Annotated in this window: 15 protein-coding genes and 1 pseudogene; 10 read left to right on the forward strand and 6 right to left on the reverse strand. The window is 62.8% G+C overall.

The window, feature by feature from the left end; genetic code table 11:
• Positions 1-12: 12 nt before the first annotated feature.
• The 3 genes from FKO37_RS29770 to FKO37_RS29780 are packed head-to-tail and all read right to left on the reverse strand — an operon-like array spanning position 13 to position 1,942.
• A complete protein-coding gene (locus FKO37_RS29770; protein WP_107051067.1) occupies positions 13-741 on the reverse strand; it encodes an ESX secretion-associated protein EspG in 729 nt (242 codons plus the stop codon).
• A 24-nt stretch (positions 742-765) separates the two neighbouring features.
• A complete protein-coding gene (locus tag FKO37_RS29775; RefSeq protein ID WP_238606625.1) occupies positions 766-1,551 on the reverse strand; it encodes a WXG100 family type VII secretion target in 786 nt (261 codons plus the stop codon).
• A gap of 34 nt (positions 1,552-1,585) precedes the next feature.
• Entirely contained in the window at positions 1,586-1,942 is a 357-nt protein-coding gene (locus tag FKO37_RS29780) for a hypothetical protein (protein WP_043838036.1), read from the reverse strand.
• Positions 1,943-2,087: 145 nt separating this feature from the next.
• On the opposite strand from FKO37_RS29780, the gene FKO37_RS29785 reads away from it, so the two are divergent.
• From FKO37_RS29785 to FKO37_RS29815, 8 genes and pseudogenes are all read left to right on the forward strand, one after another.
• Entirely contained in the window at positions 2,088-2,675 is a 588-nt protein-coding gene (locus FKO37_RS29785; protein WP_037814298.1) for a TetR/AcrR family transcriptional regulator, read from the forward strand.
• 19 nt (positions 2,676-2,694) lie between these two features.
• Positions 2,695-3,261: a TIGR03086 family metal-binding protein gene (locus FKO37_RS29790; protein ID WP_238606626.1), complete on the forward strand. Its 567-nt coding sequence runs from the start codon at positions 2,695-2,697 to the stop codon at positions 3,259-3,261.
• Positions 3,262-4,065: 804 nt separating this feature from the next.
• The gene (locus FKO37_RS29795) at positions 4,066-5,391 is read left to right on the forward strand and encodes a hemolysin family protein (protein ID WP_037814301.1); all 1,326 of its coding nucleotides are present in this window, start codon (positions 4,066-4,068) and stop codon (positions 5,389-5,391) included.
• The gene (locus FKO37_RS29800; RefSeq protein WP_037814302.1) at positions 5,388-6,431 is read left to right on the forward strand and encodes a hemolysin family protein; all 1,044 of its coding nucleotides are present in this window, start codon (positions 5,388-5,390) and stop codon (positions 6,429-6,431) included. Before FKO37_RS29795 ends, FKO37_RS29800 begins: the two co-directional genes overlap by 4 nt.
• A pseudogene (locus tag FKO37_RS29805) lies at positions 6,428-7,042 on the forward strand (3-methyladenine DNA glycosylase); the annotation flags it as partial. The gene FKO37_RS29800 and the pseudogene FKO37_RS29805, both read left to right, overlap by 4 nt.
• Positions 7,043-7,106: 64 nt before the next feature.
• Positions 7,107-8,357, forward strand: coding sequence for a helix-turn-helix transcriptional regulator (locus tag FKO37_RS29810; protein WP_238606627.1), 1,251 nt, complete (start codon positions 7,107-7,109; stop codon positions 8,355-8,357).
• A gap of 1,006 nt (positions 8,358-9,363) precedes the next feature.
• The gene (locus FKO37_RS47795) at positions 9,364-9,576 is read left to right on the forward strand and encodes a helix-turn-helix domain-containing protein (RefSeq protein WP_374204417.1); all 213 of its coding nucleotides are present in this window, start codon (positions 9,364-9,366) and stop codon (positions 9,574-9,576) included.
• Between the two features lie 325 nt (positions 9,577-9,901).
• On the forward strand, positions 9,902-11,920 hold the full coding sequence (locus FKO37_RS29815) for a bifunctional DNA primase/polymerase (RefSeq protein WP_238606628.1): 2,019 nt from the start codon (positions 9,902-9,904) through the stop codon (positions 11,918-11,920).
• Positions 11,921-12,197: 277 nt separating this feature from the next.
• Here the strand turns inward: FKO37_RS29815 and FKO37_RS29820 are convergent, their stop codons facing one another.
• From FKO37_RS29820 to FKO37_RS29830, 3 genes are read right to left on the reverse strand one after another with little or no spacing between them, the layout of a single operon-like run.
• The gene (locus FKO37_RS29820; RefSeq protein ID WP_238606629.1) at positions 12,198-12,974 is read right to left on the reverse strand and encodes a hypothetical protein; all 777 of its coding nucleotides are present in this window, start codon (positions 12,972-12,974) and stop codon (positions 12,198-12,200) included.
• 48 nt (positions 12,975-13,022) lie between these two features.
• Complete coding sequence (locus tag FKO37_RS29825) at positions 13,023-13,589, reverse strand: hypothetical protein (protein ID WP_238606630.1); 567 nt, start codon at positions 13,587-13,589, stop codon at positions 13,023-13,025.
• Between the two features lie 29 nt (positions 13,590-13,618).
• On the reverse strand, positions 13,619-14,266 hold the full coding sequence (locus tag FKO37_RS29830) for a hypothetical protein (protein WP_238606631.1): 648 nt from the start codon (positions 14,264-14,266) through the stop codon (positions 13,619-13,621).
• Positions 14,267-14,438: 172 nt separating this feature from the next.
• On the opposite strand from FKO37_RS29830, the gene FKO37_RS47800 reads away from it, so the two are divergent.
• Both FKO37_RS47800 and FKO37_RS29840 read left to right on the forward strand, forming a co-directional pair.
• Complete coding sequence (locus tag FKO37_RS47800; RefSeq protein ID WP_374204418.1) at positions 14,439-14,792, forward strand: HNH endonuclease; 354 nt, start codon at positions 14,439-14,441, stop codon at positions 14,790-14,792.
• A 1,329-nt stretch (positions 14,793-16,121) separates the two neighbouring features.
• Positions 16,122-16,994, forward strand: coding sequence for a hypothetical protein (locus FKO37_RS29840; RefSeq protein WP_238606633.1), 873 nt, complete (start codon positions 16,122-16,124; stop codon positions 16,992-16,994).
• Positions 16,995-16,998 lie beyond the last annotated feature (4 nt).

The following is a 16,998-nucleotide window of genomic DNA, read 5'->3' on the forward strand; positions in this document are numbered from 1 at the left end:
CGCAGCGTCCCCTCAGTTCAGGGTGCGCTCCAGAGCCCGCAGCGCACCGCACAGTTCGGCCGGGCCGGCCGGCCCGATCCGGATTTCCGCGTCCGGCCCGGCCCCGACGGTGTAGCTCAGGTACCGGCCCCAGTCCGTGTCCGCGTAGTGCAGGGGTTCTTCCAACCGGACGTACCGGCCGACGTCGTCGCGTCGTCCCGCGTACAGCTCTCCGCTTCCGTGCACCGGACGCTGCACCAGGGTTAGCACGTCCGACAGCACCGGGTCCAACGGAAAAGCGTCCTCGCCGCGACGGGCGGCTTCGGTCAGGTCCGCGACGCGCACGGTGCGCACGTAACCGCCGCCCGGGCCCACCGCGGGCAGCTGCTCCACCAGCGTTTCCAGCACGCGTTCGCGGTCGATCTCCTGGACCCCGACGTGTTCGCCGTCCGACACCGCGAGCACCGCCTGCAGTCCACTCGCCGCGGCGAGCACGCCGTACGTGCGGTCGCCGGTCGCGACCCAGCCGTAGTACTCGACCACCGGGCGCACGAGCAGCGGCAACCAGTCCAGGAAGTCCACCGTGGCCCGGCCGCGCGAGTCGACCAGGCCGGCCAGCGCCAGCGCGTCGTCCACCCGCTTGGCCGCTTCGTCGCGTTCGGTTTCCGACAGCCACGCCGGATCCGGCCGCAGCGTCACGTGCAACCGGCCCACCTGCTCGCGTTCGGCCAGCGCCGCGAGCGCTTCGACCGGGACATCCACCCGTCCCGCCGGATCGGCCACCGGCTACTCCTCCTCGTCGCCGAGAACCGGCTGGGTCGCCGAACCGTCCGCCCCGAACGCGCCCTCCGGATCGGACTCGAGGAGGTACTCCGGCCGCCAATGCAGGCCGTCGCCGGGGCCGCCCGCCGCGACAGGCGCGCCGCCGACCGCCGGACCCGAGCCGCGCTGGGACGGCTCGCTCACCGGAGCGGGCAGCACCGCCGCGCCGGGACCGTTCCGGTCATGGCTCGCGGCGGTCTGCGTGGCCGTACTGTCCGAAGTGGTCCGGCGGACCGCGACGCCGTCGGCGACGATCGGGCCGTATTGCTTCGGCAGCACGCGTTTCGTGTTCGCGGTGACGCCGTGGTACTGCTCCATCACCCGGACGTTGTTCTCGTTCGCGCCGTGGAACCGGTCGATGCTGTCCTGAAAGGACACTGGTGCGGCCGAGGCGGGCAGCACCGCCTGCAACGGCCCGGCCCACGGCTGCGGCCGCTCCGGGCGGGGCGGCACGTTGACGACCGCGTGCCGGGAGCTTTCGAAGCTGCTGGCCTGGGTGTCCATCGACGCGCTGGTGAGGTCGAGCGGGTCGACGGACTCCCGGAACCCGGCCTCGACCGGTCCCGCGCCCGCCTTCGCGGCGTCGGCGGAGTCGCCGGTCCACGAGCGCGCCATCCGCTCCTGAAGCTCTTTCACGCTTTGCGCGCGCTCCAGGTAGGCCGCCGAAAGCTCCTGGACCTTCGCCGCGGCGGCACGCAAACCGGACGTGTCGCCGCCGCGGAAGTTGTCGAAGATCTGCTTGCCGTCCACCTGGTTCCCTTCGTGCGCGGCCGGGGCCGTCCGCTTACCGGCCGCGACTGAGGTCGGCGCCGGCCTGGTCCGCCTCGGTCGTCCGGTCCCGCGCGGCGCGCAGCTTGTCGAGGTATCCGGCGGCGTACCGGCGCAGCGCCTCGTTCTGGTCGCGCAGCGTGTGCAGGGAGTCCGCGCCGGCGGCCGCGTACTCCGTGCTCGCCGGGTCCGAGCCGGGGGCGGCGAAGACCGCGAGGATCTCGTCGATCGCACGGCCGTCGGCGGCGATCTTCGCGAGCTGGTCCTCCCACAACCGGATGACCGCGGTCAGCTCCGCCGCGTCCATGGCGAAACCGCCGCGCGCACGGCCCGACTCGCCGATGACCAAGGCCGCTCCCTTTCCGGTGCTCACGTCGTGATGTGCACAGCGTAGTCAACCGGCCCGGTCGTGTCAGCCGAGAACCCGCCAGTGTGACGGCGCGCATCCGTTCCGCCGTCTCGTCACAGTACGTACGTACGGATTGCGAGAACCCGGTCCTCGATGTCAGGATTTCAGGATGCCACGGGTCAGCCAGGATCACCTCGACGCACGCCGCCGGCAGATCCTCGACGGCTCGCGCGTGTGTTTCGCACGCTACGGCTACGAGGGTGCCACGGTCCGCCGTCTGGAAGAAGCCACCGGATTGTCGCGCGGGGCGATCTTCCACCACTTCCGCGACAAGGAATCGCTCTTCCTCGCCCTCGCCGAGGACGACGCGGTGCGGATGGCCGACGTCGTCGCCGAACAGGGCCTGGTCCAGGTCATGCGCGACCTGCTGGCCGGGAACAGCGAACATCCGGCGGACTGGCTCGGCACCCGGTTGGAGGTCTCGCGGCGGCTGCGCACCGACCCGGAGTTCCGCGGCCGGTGGGCGGAACGCTCGCAGCAGCTGACCGAGGCCACCCGCGACCGTCTCGAATGGCAGCGCAAGGCAGGCAACCTGCGCGACGACGTCGACGTCAGCGTGCTGACCGCGTTCCTGGAACTCGTGCTGGAAGGGCTCGTGTCGCACCTCGCGATGGGCCTCCCGGGCGACGATCTGGGCCCGGTGCTGGACCTCGTCGAAGAGACCGTGCGACGACACCGGCCGGGCGCGCGCAGCTGAATCGTGTTCAATGTGCCCCGTGGATCTCCTCTCCGCCCACGGCAGCGCACTGGACGTGTTCGACGCCGCCGTGCGCGCCGCCGGTCCCGGCGACTGGGCCCGCGGCACGCCGTGCACCGATTGGTCGGTACGCGATCTGGTGAATCATCTGGCCGTCGAACAACTCTGGGTACCCCATCTGCTCGCCGGAGCGACCCTCGACGAGGTCGGCACCCGCTACGACGGAGACGTCCTCGGCGACGACCCACTCTCGGTGTGGGAGAGGGCGTCCGCCGCCGCCCGCGAAGCGTGGCTCTCCCCCGGCGCGCTGCGTCGCACCGTGCACGTCTCGTTCGGACTGGTGCCCGCCGAGGAGTACGGCTGGCAGATGACGCTCGACCTCGCCGTGCACGGCTGGGACCTCGCCACCGCGCTCGGCCGCCCGAACCCGGTCCCGGACGTCCTCGCCGGGCGGCTGCTCGACGTGCTGCGCCCGATGATCGACGACTGGCAGGGCCTCGGGCTGTTCGACCCGCCAGTCGCGGCCGGCCGCAACGCGGCGGCTCCGGACCGGCTGGTGGCGTTGCTGGGGCGACGGCCGCGCTGAGCCACCACTGTGGACGGACGCGCGGCAGCGTCCGGGCGGGTGGCGTGGTCTCGTTGAGGTCGTGAGGGGACCCCTCACGGACATTCCCGCCAGTCCGGCCGCGCCCAGCAGCCAGGCGCAGGCGCGGCGAGCAGCGGCAGCAGGCGGCGAGGCGGCGAGGCGGGCCAGGGCAAACAGGGCAGGCAGCAAGGGCAGAGGCACCGAGCGGCAGGCAGCGGCCGCAGGGCGGGCGACGGCCGCGGGACGGGCAACGGCAACGGGGCGGGCGACGGCCGCAGGGCGGGCAACGGCAACGGCAACGGCAACGGGCAGCTTCGCGCACTGCACCAGCGGGTTTCTCGCCGCGCCGCGGCGGGCGCGCGCGTTTGGCGAGGTCCGTGAAGGGCTCCTTGACAGAATCAGATTCCCTCAAGGAGCCCTTCACGGACCGCAGTGGGAGAGGAGCCGTCCGGCGCGTCTCGTCCGCCGGAGTTCCGCATCGCTGGCGAGCGCCGCGCTCACCCTGTTCAGAAACCGCAACGCGGCACGGGGGCTTGGAGCACGTCAGCGGCCCGGGATGCCGCAGGCGGGAGGGCGGTTCCCGCAGCGGCGGGCGGAAAAACGGGCGCCAGGTTCGCGTCCTGTCGCCGCACGGCTGCCCGGACCCGGTACGATTGTCGGCATCGTCGCACTACAAACCCGTTATGCTGAGGAGTGACTTCCATCCGTGCGCGCTGCGCCATCGCCCGGTGACAGTACCGGGCCGGGTCCGCATCGACCCGGCTTTCCGCCCGCCGTCCGTTCCGCCGTCCCGGACGGTGCGCTGTGATCCACGTCCTGCTTTCCGTGCTCGGCGTGCTGCTCTTCCTTCTTCTCACGATCGGCACCGGTCTCGCCGTGGCGGCCGAGTTCTCGCTGACCGCGCTCGAGCGCAGCACGGTCGACGCGGACGTCCGCCAGGTCGGTGACAAGCGTTCGCGCACCGTCCAGAAGGCGCACCGCACGCTGAGCTTCCAGCTCTCCGGCGCGCAGGTCGCGATCACGCTCACCACGCTGATCACCGGTTTCCTCGCCGAACCGCTCATCGGCGACCTGGTCCGCCCGCTGCTCGACGCGACCGGCCTGCCCGCTTCGGCGGCGTCCGGGGTCGCGGTGGCGGTCGCGCTGGTGCTGGCCACGTTCCTGTCGATGATCCTCGGCGAGATGGTGCCGAAGAACATCGCGATCGCGCGGCCGCTGCCGACCGCGCGCGCGGTTTCCGGCTACCACGCCCGGTTCTCGGCGCTGTTCCGCTGGCTCATCACGCTGATGAACAACAGCGCCAACTTCCTCGTCCGCAAGTTCGGCATCGAGCCGCAGGAGGAGCTGCGTTCCGCGCGGTCGCCGCAGGAGCTGGGCTCGATCGTCCGCTCCAGCGCGGAAAGCGGGAAGCTCGACACGTCCACCGCGGAGCTGCTGGACCGCTCCCTGCGCTTCGGCGACCGCACCGCGGACGAGCTGATGACCCCGCGCGTGCAGGTCGAATCGCTCACCGTGGACGACACGATCGACGACCTCATCGACATCTCGCGGCGCACCGGGTTCTCGCGGTTCCCCGTCTACACCGAGGATCTCGACGACGTCCAGGGCGCGGTGCACGTCAAGCAGGCGTTCGCCGTCCCGGCCGCGGACCGCGCGACCACGCGGATCCGGTCGGCGATGCGGCCGGTGCCGACGGTGCCGGAATCGCTGCCCGGCGACGATCTGCTGAACCGGCTGCGCGATTCGCGCTACCAGCTGGCGATCGTGGTGGACGAGTACGGCGGCACCGCCGGGCTGGTCACGCTGGAGGACGTGGTCGAGGAGATCATCGGCGACGTCCGCGACGAGCACGACGACCGCGAGGCCCCGGCCGCGCAGCAGCTCGGCGCGGACCGCTGGCTCGTGTCCGGGCAGCTGCGCGCGGACGAGGTCCGCGACATCACCGGGTTCCGGATGCCCGAGGGCGACTACGAAACGATCGCCGGGCTGATCCTGGAGCGGCTCGGCGCGATCCCGGCCGAGGGCGACGCCGTCGAAGTCGACGGGTGGCGGCTCGCGGTCACCAGCATGGACCGGCACCGCGTCGCCGAGGTCCAGGTGCGCCCGGCCGAACGCGAGGTGACCGCGTGAGCGACTGGCTGAACATCGCCCTCGTCGTGGTCCTGCTGCTGGCCAACGCGTTCTTCGTCGGCGCGGAATTCACCCTGATCTCCTCGCGCCGCGACCGGCTGGAAGCGTTGCTGGAACAGGGAAAGACCCGCGCGCAGATCGTGATCAACGCGAGCAAGCACGTCTCGCAGATGCTCGCCGGGGCACAGCTGGGGATCACCATCTGCTCGCTGCTGCTCGGCCGCTTGGGCGAGCCCGCGGTCGCGCACCGGCTGTCCGGGTTCTTCGATCTGCTCGGCCTGCCCGACCAGCTGCTGCACCCGATTTCGTTCGCGATCGCGCTGGCGTTCATCACCATGCTGCACGTGCTGATCGGCGAGATGGTGCCGAAGAACCTCGCGATCGCCGAACCGGAGCGGCTCGCGCTGTGGCTCGTGCCGGTCCACGTGGCGTGGGTGAAGGTGGCGAACCCGGTCATCGCGTTCCTCAACTTCGTCGCGAACTCGCTGCTGCGCCTGATGAAGGTGGAGCCGAAGGACGAACTGGAGACCGCGTACAGCTCCGACGAACTCGCCGAACTGCTCAGCGAATCGCGCCAGGAAGGGCTGCTCGACCAGTCCGAGCACCGGCGGCTTTCGCAGACGCTGTCGTCGGTCGCCAAGACCGTCGCGGACGTGCTGGTGCCCACCTCGGAGCTCACGACGCTCCCCTGCGGGCCGACGCTCGGCGACGTCGAGCGGGCGGTGTCCACCACCGGGTTCTCGCGCTTCCCGGTGTGCACCGACGACGGTTCGCTCACCGGCTACATCCACGTGAAGGACGTGCTCGACCTCGTCGGCCAGGACCCGGACACGGTGGTGCCGGACGACAAGACGCGGCCGCTCACCGAACTGCGGTCGGACGCGCGGCTCGACGTCGCGCTTTCGGCCATGCGCAAGGAAGGCAGCCACCTCGCGCGGGCGCTCGACGCTTCCGGCGCGGCCGTCGGCGTGGTGGCGCTGGAGGACCTCGTCGAGGAGTACGTGGGGACCGTGCGCGACGGCACTCACGTGGCGGCATGAGCGCGGTCGTCGTGCTCGCCGAGGCGGACTGGCAGGCCCGGGAGCGAGCGCATGCCGAGCGGATGCGCGCGTGGACCGGGCCGCACCAGGAACGCCGGGCGCGGGGCGAGAAACACCCCGTGCTGGATTTCCTGTTCACCTACTACTCGCACCGGCCGGGGCATCTCGAACGCTGGCAGCCGGGTCCGGGCGTGGTGCTCGCGGGAGCGTCCGCGCGGCGGTTCCTCGAGCGTCCGGCCTACGTCGAGACCGAGGCCGGGGTGATGCTCGACCCGGCGGCGTTCACCGGCCGCCGGGCGCGCACCGCCGAGTTCGTGCTGAAGCTGCTGTCGGCCACGGCTTCGCGAGCGCCGCGGCTGAGCTGCTTCGGGCTGCACGAATGGGCCATGGTCTACCGCGAGCCCGCGGACTCGGTGCGGCACGCGCAGGTCCCGCTGCGGCTCGGCTCGGCCGGGACCGACCGGGTCGTGGAATCGATGGACATCCGGTGCGGGCACTACGACGCGTTCCGGTTCTTCACCGATCCGGCGCGGCCGCGGAACACGCTGGAGCCGACCCGGGAATCGCAGGTCGCACTGGAGCAGCCGGGCTGCCTGCACGCGAACATGGACCCGTCACCTGACAGAGTACCTAACTCTGACCTGCGATAACAGCGGAGGGTGTACGGTTCATCGCATGTCTCCTGTCCTGCCCGACTGGAATGACGCGACGATCCGGCATGCCCTCGCTACGCATGACATCGCCAGCGTGCTTCAGACGATGCGAGCCGCCGGTTGGACACAACGCGCCATCGCTGAGCTTCTGGGGATGCGGCAGAGCGACGTGAGCGAAGTGCTACACGGGCGCAAGGTGCAAAGCGTCGAACTACTCGAACGCATCGCTGAAGCCCTCAACATCCCGCGCGGGCTCATGGGGTTGGCGTACTCGCTCGACGCGCCACGTATCAAGACACGTGACGTCAACATGGTCGAACACGCGCTGAACGTCATGGTTGGTGAGGAAGGCGAACGTGTTGAGTACCTGTCGTCACCTGTCACCGAGTACAGGCGCATAGGCAAGGCTGACGCGCATGTCATCAACGAACTGTTCCTAACCCTGCAACGGCTCGATCAGCAGCACAGCGGGCAACTCATCCCGGCACAGGCGCTGATCCGTCAAATCAGGACAGTTCTGCGGGCTGAGATGAGCGAGGACGTACGCGCACGTCTGGCCAAGATGGAAGGTTGGGTGAACAGCTTCGCGGGCTGGTGCGCGATCGACACAGGCAACTACCTGTTGGGGATGCAGCACTTCGGGAAGGCGCTCAGCATCGCCGGTGAGAACAACGATGATCTCGGAAAGTGCCGCGCGTTGTTCTCATCCGGGAAAGCGGAGATGCACTACGGGGATGCGCAGCAAGCGTTGAAGCTGTACCAACTTGCTGTCATCCCAGCGAGCAACATCGGTAGCAAGCTCTACACAGCAGCGTTCGCGTCTCACTCGGCGTGGACTGTCTCAATGTTGAAGCCAGAGCACGTTCAGCGGCACGTGTCGATGACATGGGATGCCTACAGCAGTGTGCGCCCTGAGCGCGAGTACGAGGGGATGCACTCGTTCTTCAACCGCACTGACCTTCTGGGGGTCACGGGGCAGGCTCAGGTGACCTCAGCGCCAGAACGCGCCATTGAGGATCTACGGGAGTGTGTGGCACAGCGCAGAGAAGGATCACGCTCACGGGCGTTCGAAACGGCGACATTGGCGCACGCCTACCTTGAAGCGGGATATGCGGATAAGGCGCTCAAGACAGGCCGTGACGCACTCGCTCAGGTGAAGGCAGTCAACAGCAAGCGGAAGGCTGTACGTCTCGCTCCATTGCGCTTGGCGGCTCAGGGGCACGGAAGCGATGACATGCGCTCTCTAGCCCGTGCCATCTATCGGGTGGCGTAGACGCTCACCACGGCTGAGCGTCGTTCTTCCGCCACCCTCGCCACACGCGTTGAGCGCCCCTCAACACGCCGGACACGGCACGCACTGCGTGATACCCCATGCCGGGCGCTGAGCGTGCATAGAGGGTGACGCGCACGTCATCCCTGTGTGCCACATGCCGACGCGCCCCGCGCTCCGTGTACGCCTGCACGTGTCGCCGCACTACGTACCCGCTATCGAGTTCGTACGACACCAGCCACACAGCGCGCCCCCGTGTCGCCTGCACCCACTCACGTTGCATCGTGATTCCCCTTGCCTGCCAACGGATCACGCATCTTGCCACGCCCCGGGGTGTAGGGGTGCAGGGAGAGCACAGCGCCCGGAGGTTTGCTGTGCGCACGTGATGCGCCTGCGTGTGTAGAAGAAATATTCTCCCTACACCACTGCACTCCCTACACCAACACGGAGTATGTGCAGCTCAGGGCATATGGGTTTGCGTTTGCAACTCTACACCAACCGTGCACCGCGCCTGCACCGTACTTGCGGAGGCAAGCATCTATGCCGCACTCCGTAAGTGACGTGTCACATCGAGCAAGAATGTATAGCCATTCGCCAAAATGCAAAGGCATTCAATGTAGTCAAGGGGAACTTGCAGCCCCCGACCGATCGGAGGCCACACACAGAACGGAGCACCGATCATGATCACGAACACTGACCCGGAACGCATCGTGCGGCATGGACGCGACGCTTGACGAATTGAATGTGCCAGCAGGGGTGCATGTAGCACATGCCGCCATACCAATATTGCAGCACATCCCAACGCCGGCATTGAGTCTACCGAGGTCAGGGACTTAGAGGAACTAGACCAATGTGCACGTTCAAGACGACACGCGCGCATGCCTGAACGTTCTACACAAACATGACGCTACGCGACATAACCGAAGATATAGCGTATCTATGAGCCCCCGTTTGCAGACGGGGGCGTATTTAGGCCAATGCCGACCAACCGAAGTTAGGAGACCACACGATGAACCGAGACACAGCATTCGCGCGCGCCGTCCATGCGGGATGGCAAGAGTCAGGGTTGACGCAAAAGGAATACGCCGCGCGGTTGGGTGTTTCTCAGCAGACACTTTGGAAGTGGACTACAGGACGCGCATACCCACGGCTACCGATGATGCTGCGCGTCGCACGCACACTCAACGTAGACCCATCCACATTCTTGCAAGACGTCGCATGATCACGCTTGCAGGTTTGGCGCTCGTGCTGCTGTACCTCGCACACGTAAAGAACCAGCTAACAGACCAATACTGTCACGGACACACACAACGGAACACACAGCGATGAGCGACCCTTACGAAACTTACCGACCATACAACGTGTACGGAACGGATTTCGAGGAATACGACGATGACGAACACGATGATGACGACAGGGAGGATTGATGCACGGGAAACACAAAGCGCCCGCCATGTCACATAGGACACGACGGGCGCTGAGCGGACCGAACACATGAAGAACGAAACAACCCGGGGGAACTGTTCCCCTACAGAGGAGACTACATTATGAATGCCCGCACCACTTTTGTTAGTGCAGCGCTTGAGCGCGGGTGGGTGCTGTTTCCGTTGGCTCACAATTCCAAGCAACCGCCCGAAGGTACTTCGGGGCACTTGGCATGGACAGTGCTTGACTCGCGAGACTTTGTCGATGAGTTGAACAATGAACACAACAACATCGGACTTGTCACGGGCGCATCGTCCGGCCTCTTTGTTGTCGACGTTGACCCTAAGCACGGAGGAAGCGTAGACGCGGTAAGGCAGCTATGCGGCGGAGCATTACCGAAGACACGAACGTTTCGCACGCAGAGCGGAGGGTTGCACATCTTGTTCAATCATCCTGGCTTTGCCGTAGCGAACAGCGTTGGAAAGCTTGCACCTGGAATCGACGTGCGTGGGGATGGCGGGTACATCGTTGCTCCTACGTCTGCCATTGACGGTAGGACATATGAGGTTGAAGACGGCGCAGAGATTACCAACGCCCCATCCGCGCTACTCGACAAGGTGCAACGCATTGAACGCCCCGCAAGCGATGTAACACCCGAACCCGGCAAGCTCACAGAAACGGAACGCGAGATGTTCCGTCGTTGGTTGAATGAAAGTGTGCAGAGCGTTTCGGAGAAGCACGGGGAACGTCACGACAACCTATTCCGCGAAGCGCTCAACGCATTCCGTTGCGCAGCGTGGACGGGCGATGATTGGGATGAGGTACAGGCAGCGCTAGAAGAGGCGTACAAGGTGAGCGGAGGTGAGGACTTGCGAGACGTAACAAAGGTTATGCGGGATGCACGCATTGCAGCAGAGACGACGCCAAAGGACTACACCCCCGCATGTGACCGCGTTCCTGATACGTTCACAGGCAATGCCGCACAGTTGCTAGACGATGTTGTCGCTTTGCTACGCCGGTTCATCTACCTAGAAGATGAGCGTTGGTATCACGTGCTGGCGTTGTACGCAGCTCTGACGCATATGCTCCGCTACTCCGAATCAATCGACATTGCACCGCGTCTAGGGTTCCTCTCGTCAACGCCTGGCAGCGGAAAGTCAATTGCACAGGAACGCATGATGCAACTGTGCAAGGGTGAGCTTATGACCGACCCTTCTCCGGCCGCCATCTTGCGATTGCAGCAAGGCATGATCGCGAATGAGACCGCACCCGCACTTCCTATCCCCTTGTCGCTTGACGAGATTGACAATCTGTACGCGTCGAAGCAGCAGGACACGGGAAGCACTACAGCGATTCTCAACACCGGATATCGCCGTGGGGCGAAGGTGATCCGCGCTGACCAGAATGACCAGCAAAAGGCCATCGCCTATGAGTGCTTCGGGCCGATTGTGTTCGGCGGTCTCGCTAAGGCGCGCATTCCTGAAGCGTTGCTATCGCGCTCATTCCTAGTGCAAATGGTCAAGGCTAGCCCTGAGGAAAACCCCGAAGGTTACAGGCGCAGGAAGCACGGACAATTGTTCGATGATGCGGCAACGGCACTTGAGTCGTGGTCGTACACAGCGATGCAGGATGATGACAACGTAAATGACATTCTTGATGACGCCGAGGAATGGTTGTCAGTTTTCGTGAGCGGTCGTGACCTTGAACTGTGGGGCGCGCTCGCTGTGCCTGCCATCCTCGCCGGAGACGTTTGGGAGAAGCGCCTACAGGACGCGTGCGAGGCATTCAAGGATGCGGCTAAGACGGACTACGAAACACCCGGGGTGTTGTTCCTGCGTGCTACACGCAAGCTGTACCACAACCCACTGTCGTTGCAGGACGTGGGCGACGTCAACGATAGGAATGTTTCCGGCGCGTATTTGGCGCGCGGAGTGCCTACGTTTGAAGAGTCGTTCAGCAAGTGGGGCAAGGATGGATTTGACGCGTCGCACGTCCGCGACCTGTTGAAGGAATTTGGAGTGCGGGTTGCCCCTGTACGAATTGGGACTAAGACACCACGCGGTTATAAGTGGAGCGACTTTTACCCATTGTGGGAGCGCTACCTTGGTGGCATTGACGACGATGAGGTGATTGTGGAATAGCAGGGTTGAGAGTGTTTCACATGTTTCAGTTGTGGCGACCAGGTGAAACACCCTCAGACACACCTTGACCTGCGGTTTTATGCTTAGTGTTTCGATTGTTTCGATTGTTACACTTCACTAAGGACGGAGGGTGTTTGCGCCATCATCGGCATCCGTGCGTTAAGCGCACCCCCGTCCCCTGCGAAGTGAAACAATCGAAACAATCGAAACATCGCAGGTCAGAGGCATAAAAATGTTTCAGATGTGTTTCAGTGTTTCACCTCGCGACGCTCACAGCTCACTCATCAGTCAGCACCGCCGGGGGAACGTCTTGCGCCCCCTCAAGCAACAGGTCCGCTTCAGCGATTTTGCCATCGTGCGGATCCCCCGGAGCAACAGCACCCCACGTATTAGCAAGGTCTGCTGACATGAGTCGAATGCACCGCGAATGATTTCGACTGAGACTATTCCTCATCTTTTTCATATCCAGCCTACGCCAAGTCAACTCGCGGTGGTGCTTGCGCAGATGAGTGGTTATATTCGTGATGTCATAGCCACACCTGACAATCGTTGCACAGAGCGCGGGCGATGCAATGATGATCGCTGCACGCGCCGCCTTTCGCAAAACCTCCTGAATCTCACCTAATTCCTCTATCTGTTCCCGCAACTCCCGGTGCACCTCGCGTGGCATTACATCCCAATACTTCTCGTACAACTGTTTCATTTGGAGACTGCTCGACGTTACACGCTCCAACGTTTCCGAGACGTGAGTATAGACTTCAACGCGCCGCCCGTATACTAACTTGCGCATCTCAATGTCTCGTTGTTCATTGACTGTCTTAGTGAACTGGTCAACCTGAGCTTTCAGTTGCAACGCAAACTGGTCCCGCTGCCTCTGCTCAGCGCGCTCAAACTGAGATAACTGTACCTTTTGCTGGCGCTCGAAACGCTCTGTTTGCGCGTCTTGCTCGCGCTCGGATCGCTTGCGCGCACTCTTATTCGTCAACGCGACCGTGCCGAAGCTGGACACCATCGCAATGCCGCCACTGATGACCGCCACCCATCCCGCATCCATTGTCACATCCTAGTGCACTTGCAGCTTTTACTGAACAGGGAAAATCGGTCACTCCACCACGCCGAGATCGCGACGCATTAGTTCTGTCGTCTCATAGAACGCATCAAGAACAGAGTCCCACATAGCGATGACACCGAAATTGGCGCTCTCGCTCAGCGCTGCGTCATATTTACGGCTAATGTCCTCCAACATATGCACGGCAACGCGAGAGAATTTGGCCACCTCTTGGGATCCAATAATCTCGCAGTCCAGAGACAACTCGCGAAGCTTTCCTAGATGGCCGTGCGCATTAGGAATAATTTTCCATTCACCCTGAGGCTCACCCTCGCCCTCAAGTTCTAATGCCATCGCATCAATCTTTTCCGACGTCGAATAGACCGCCTTGCGAAGTTCAGAGTACAGCTTCTGGCGCTTATCGTGCAACAGTTTGATATTCTCAATGTTGTGTTGCGCCGCCATCTGCGCCGTGAATTGCTCACGCTGCGCCTCTAATTGCTCAGTAGCGCGCTTGCTCGCATAGTGGTTCGTCACCCATGCGGATAGTGTGGTGGCGCTCGCCGTAATTCCTGCCACCACTGCCGCGAACCACCACGGCCCTACGCTTCCGTCACTCATGCCAGACATCCTATCCGAGCATCCCCTTCTCAGATTATCTCGTAAACCTCGACAAGCGCGATTGTATCCGCGTTCTCTAAGTCGAAATCACTAAACTCTGACGCATCCTCGATCAGAGGAGAGATTTCGCCGCTCCGCGCATTGCCAAGACCCGTAGCCATAAGATCGGTACATCGCCTATGGTTTCGGATCAGCGCATTGCTCATCTTCACGAAATCGAGCCGTGACCATCGCTTATCACGATGCGCACCCCTTAAGCGCAATAAGACAATGACAGCCTCGTTCGCTACAGCACCGATCGTGTCGCATAATTCAACAGGAGCGATAACCAGCCCGGTACGCGCCAAATGCCTCAGCTTCGGTATGAACTCGTCCCAAATGGAGTCGATACGTCGCTGCAAGTCATCATATAGTTCTACGTTCATCCGATCACTATGGTTGACATACTCCCACCGAAGTTCACTGAAGGTGTCGTCAATGACCTTTAGCGTCTCCGACACTTCGGAATACATGCCAACCCGGCGCTCATACAGCAACTTGCGCGATTCTAAGTCCTGAGCATTGCTCAGCTCTGAACGGTGTCGCTTCTGCGCAAAAACATTCGTAAATGCCACAGTGCCAAAGCTAGACACCATTGCAATACTGCCGCTAACGACTGCCACCCATCCCGCATCCATGGGAGGCATCCTAGCACGTACACCCCACCTGACCTGCGGAAACCCCAATGCCGGCATTGGTGTTGATCTTGCTCTGCGGTGAGCCTTAATTGGGGTTACCTAAATATAGTATCTAAGTGGGCACACGGTGTGCCCGTATCAATGTCTTACCCTTCCGAAAGGGGGAACCCGCGTGAGTATCGATGGTGAACTATGGCACCCAATTGAGGACTTCCCCGAGTACGAAGTTTCATCGTTCGGACGCATCCGAAGGAATGGTCGCGTCAAGGCAACGCACGTGTTCAATGGTCGCGCTAATAGGCGTCCGTGGTCACGCGTCACGTTGCACGAGAACGGCACCACTCACTATCGCGCGGTGCACGTCCTCGTGGCTAATGCATTCCTAGGAGAGCGCCCACAGGGAATGACTGTGCACTTCCGCAATGGGGACACAACAGACTGCCGCGTTGACAATTTGTATTACGACATCGCCGAGACACTAGACCTTCGCGCTAAGGCTGCCGCCAAGCGTGGACGTATCAAGTAATGCGCCTCAAGCTCAAAGGGGCAGGGGGCACCTGAGCGCGAGGCACACCCTGCCCTGCACTCAGCCCCCAATGCCCCACACGCGGGCTCAGTGCGCGCCTGCCGCATCAACACACTTACGAGGGGCACAGCGGCAGGCACACGGGCACACAGCGCGGGGCACACCCTGTCTGTGTTGAGGGATGACACGGCACAGCGTCACACATTCCAACTCACGCCGAATGACAACACGTTCGCTTGAGATTGAGTGAGTAGTAGTTATCGCAGTGCGTGAGCGTGGACGTAGTGCAGTACAGAGTTATTGCCGCTTTTTGTTTTCGCATTACATTTCGCAATTTGCGTGTGCGCTTACTGCGCGCTTTGTGCGCGTGCGGATGGGCGTTCCTGACAGCACAGGGGCAGGGGGGATTACTCCCCCGCCCCTCCCCTTAGTCGCCGCGTATAGCAGTAAGGGGGAAAGGTACGGGTTGAAATGTCAATTAAATTTGGCGCGGTAATTGGAATCGGAATTTAGGGAGTGACACGGTGAGCACCACGTGCGGATCGCAGCTCAGCGAAGCATGTACCGGCGAGGGCACGAAACGCATTCGCTTGCGCGGGCATTACGTGATGCACGTCTGCGCAGCGTGCGCCCCTAAGGCTTACATGCGCGAATACCGCAAGCAATGGAACGATGGTGTTGCGTTCGACCGTGGCCGCGCATTGCGTGGTTACACGTGGTCCATTGCCGCTCAGCCGCCACCGTGGGAGTCCCCGCACGATGACCCGCGCACAGACGAGGAGAAAGCGCAGAGCCTCGCACGCCTCACGGGCGATCCTGTTACGCGACACTGGCAATCCTGGCATTGACGCTCACCTCCTCTCCGCTCGCATCCTATCACCCACGCCCTGTACGGGTTTTCGCCCAACCTCGACCATAGGTGAGCTTTTGGGTTGCGCGCTTGAAAAATAAATTTCGGAAATAGTTAGAAAGTCATTTAGAGCATGGCATGGAACACGTCGAATCGCCGTGACCGTTTGCCGCGTGACTGGCATCGCATTCGGCGTGACATTCTGAAGCGTGATCCACAATGCCGATTGCACTACACGGGATGCACGGGACGCAGCACCGAAGTAGATCACATCGAACGCGGCGACAATCACGCTTACTCGAATTTGCAAGGCGTATGCACCAAGTGCCACGCAACAAAGAGTGCGCGCGAAGGTAGGCAGACGCAATTGACACGTAGGGCACGACGCTTTCGCCCTTCAGAGGAACACCCCGGTAACGGGCTTATGCAGAGCAAGCCCACGACAAACGAACACACAGAGAACGAAAAGGAATAACACAATGGCATTCACCCCTGAACACGACGCACGCATTAACGCAGTCCTATCACTCCTCAATCAGTACGAGGCGTTTGGGTTTGAGATTCCGGAGAACATCGCCGATAAGCGCGCCAAGTTGAACGCGACGACGAACATTGCCGCTCCCCCCACTGCGCTCGAAATCGCGAACGCATCCGCCGATGAGGTGCCCGCGTTGCTTGAGCGTGTCGCGATCTCCGCATCATTCAGCGTGGCACAGGTAAAGGTCGCCCTAGACGGTGTGGTTGACGCATTCCGTGGTGATGTTTACGGCACCGTGGTTAATGATCCCCACGTGATCTATGACGTTGTTGCGGATCACCTCAACAAGGCCCTTGACCCGCTCAACAAGGATGTTGCCAGCGTCCCGCACGCATTCGCCGTGAACCCTGCTACGTGGGATTCCCAGACTAAGGAAGCGCTTGCAGGGCTTAAGAAGCTTCGCGCCGAGCTGCCCAACCTTGCCAGCGTGATTGCATTGTTCACTTACATGGTTACGCATATCGCCCCTGTGCGTCTTGGCAATCAGCCTGAGCTACAGGGCGTGGCTCACCTCGTGCCGTTCTATGGGTTCGCACACCTTGAGTCCCCCGCATTGGACAGGTTGGTTAAGGGACTCCCGAACGCTGCTCCCGTGAGCGTCGAAATGGCGACGTACCTTAAGGCGTTCGACGTGTTCCTTAACGTCGCGTCGCTTGAGGAGCGCACGAACACAGAGGCCACGTTGAATAGGCAGGCTAAGATGTTCTGTGAGCAGGACGGCGAGCTAATCCCTGTCAGCGAAGCGCGTGAGTTGCAGGATCACGGCGGGTTCCCGATGTATTCGGGTGCCGCTATTATCCCGGGGCAGGGATGACGCG

This window comes from Amycolatopsis sp. Poz14, assembly GCF_006704225.1.
Classification (GTDB): domain Bacteria; phylum Actinomycetota; class Actinomycetes; order Mycobacteriales; family Pseudonocardiaceae; genus Amycolatopsis; species Amycolatopsis nivea.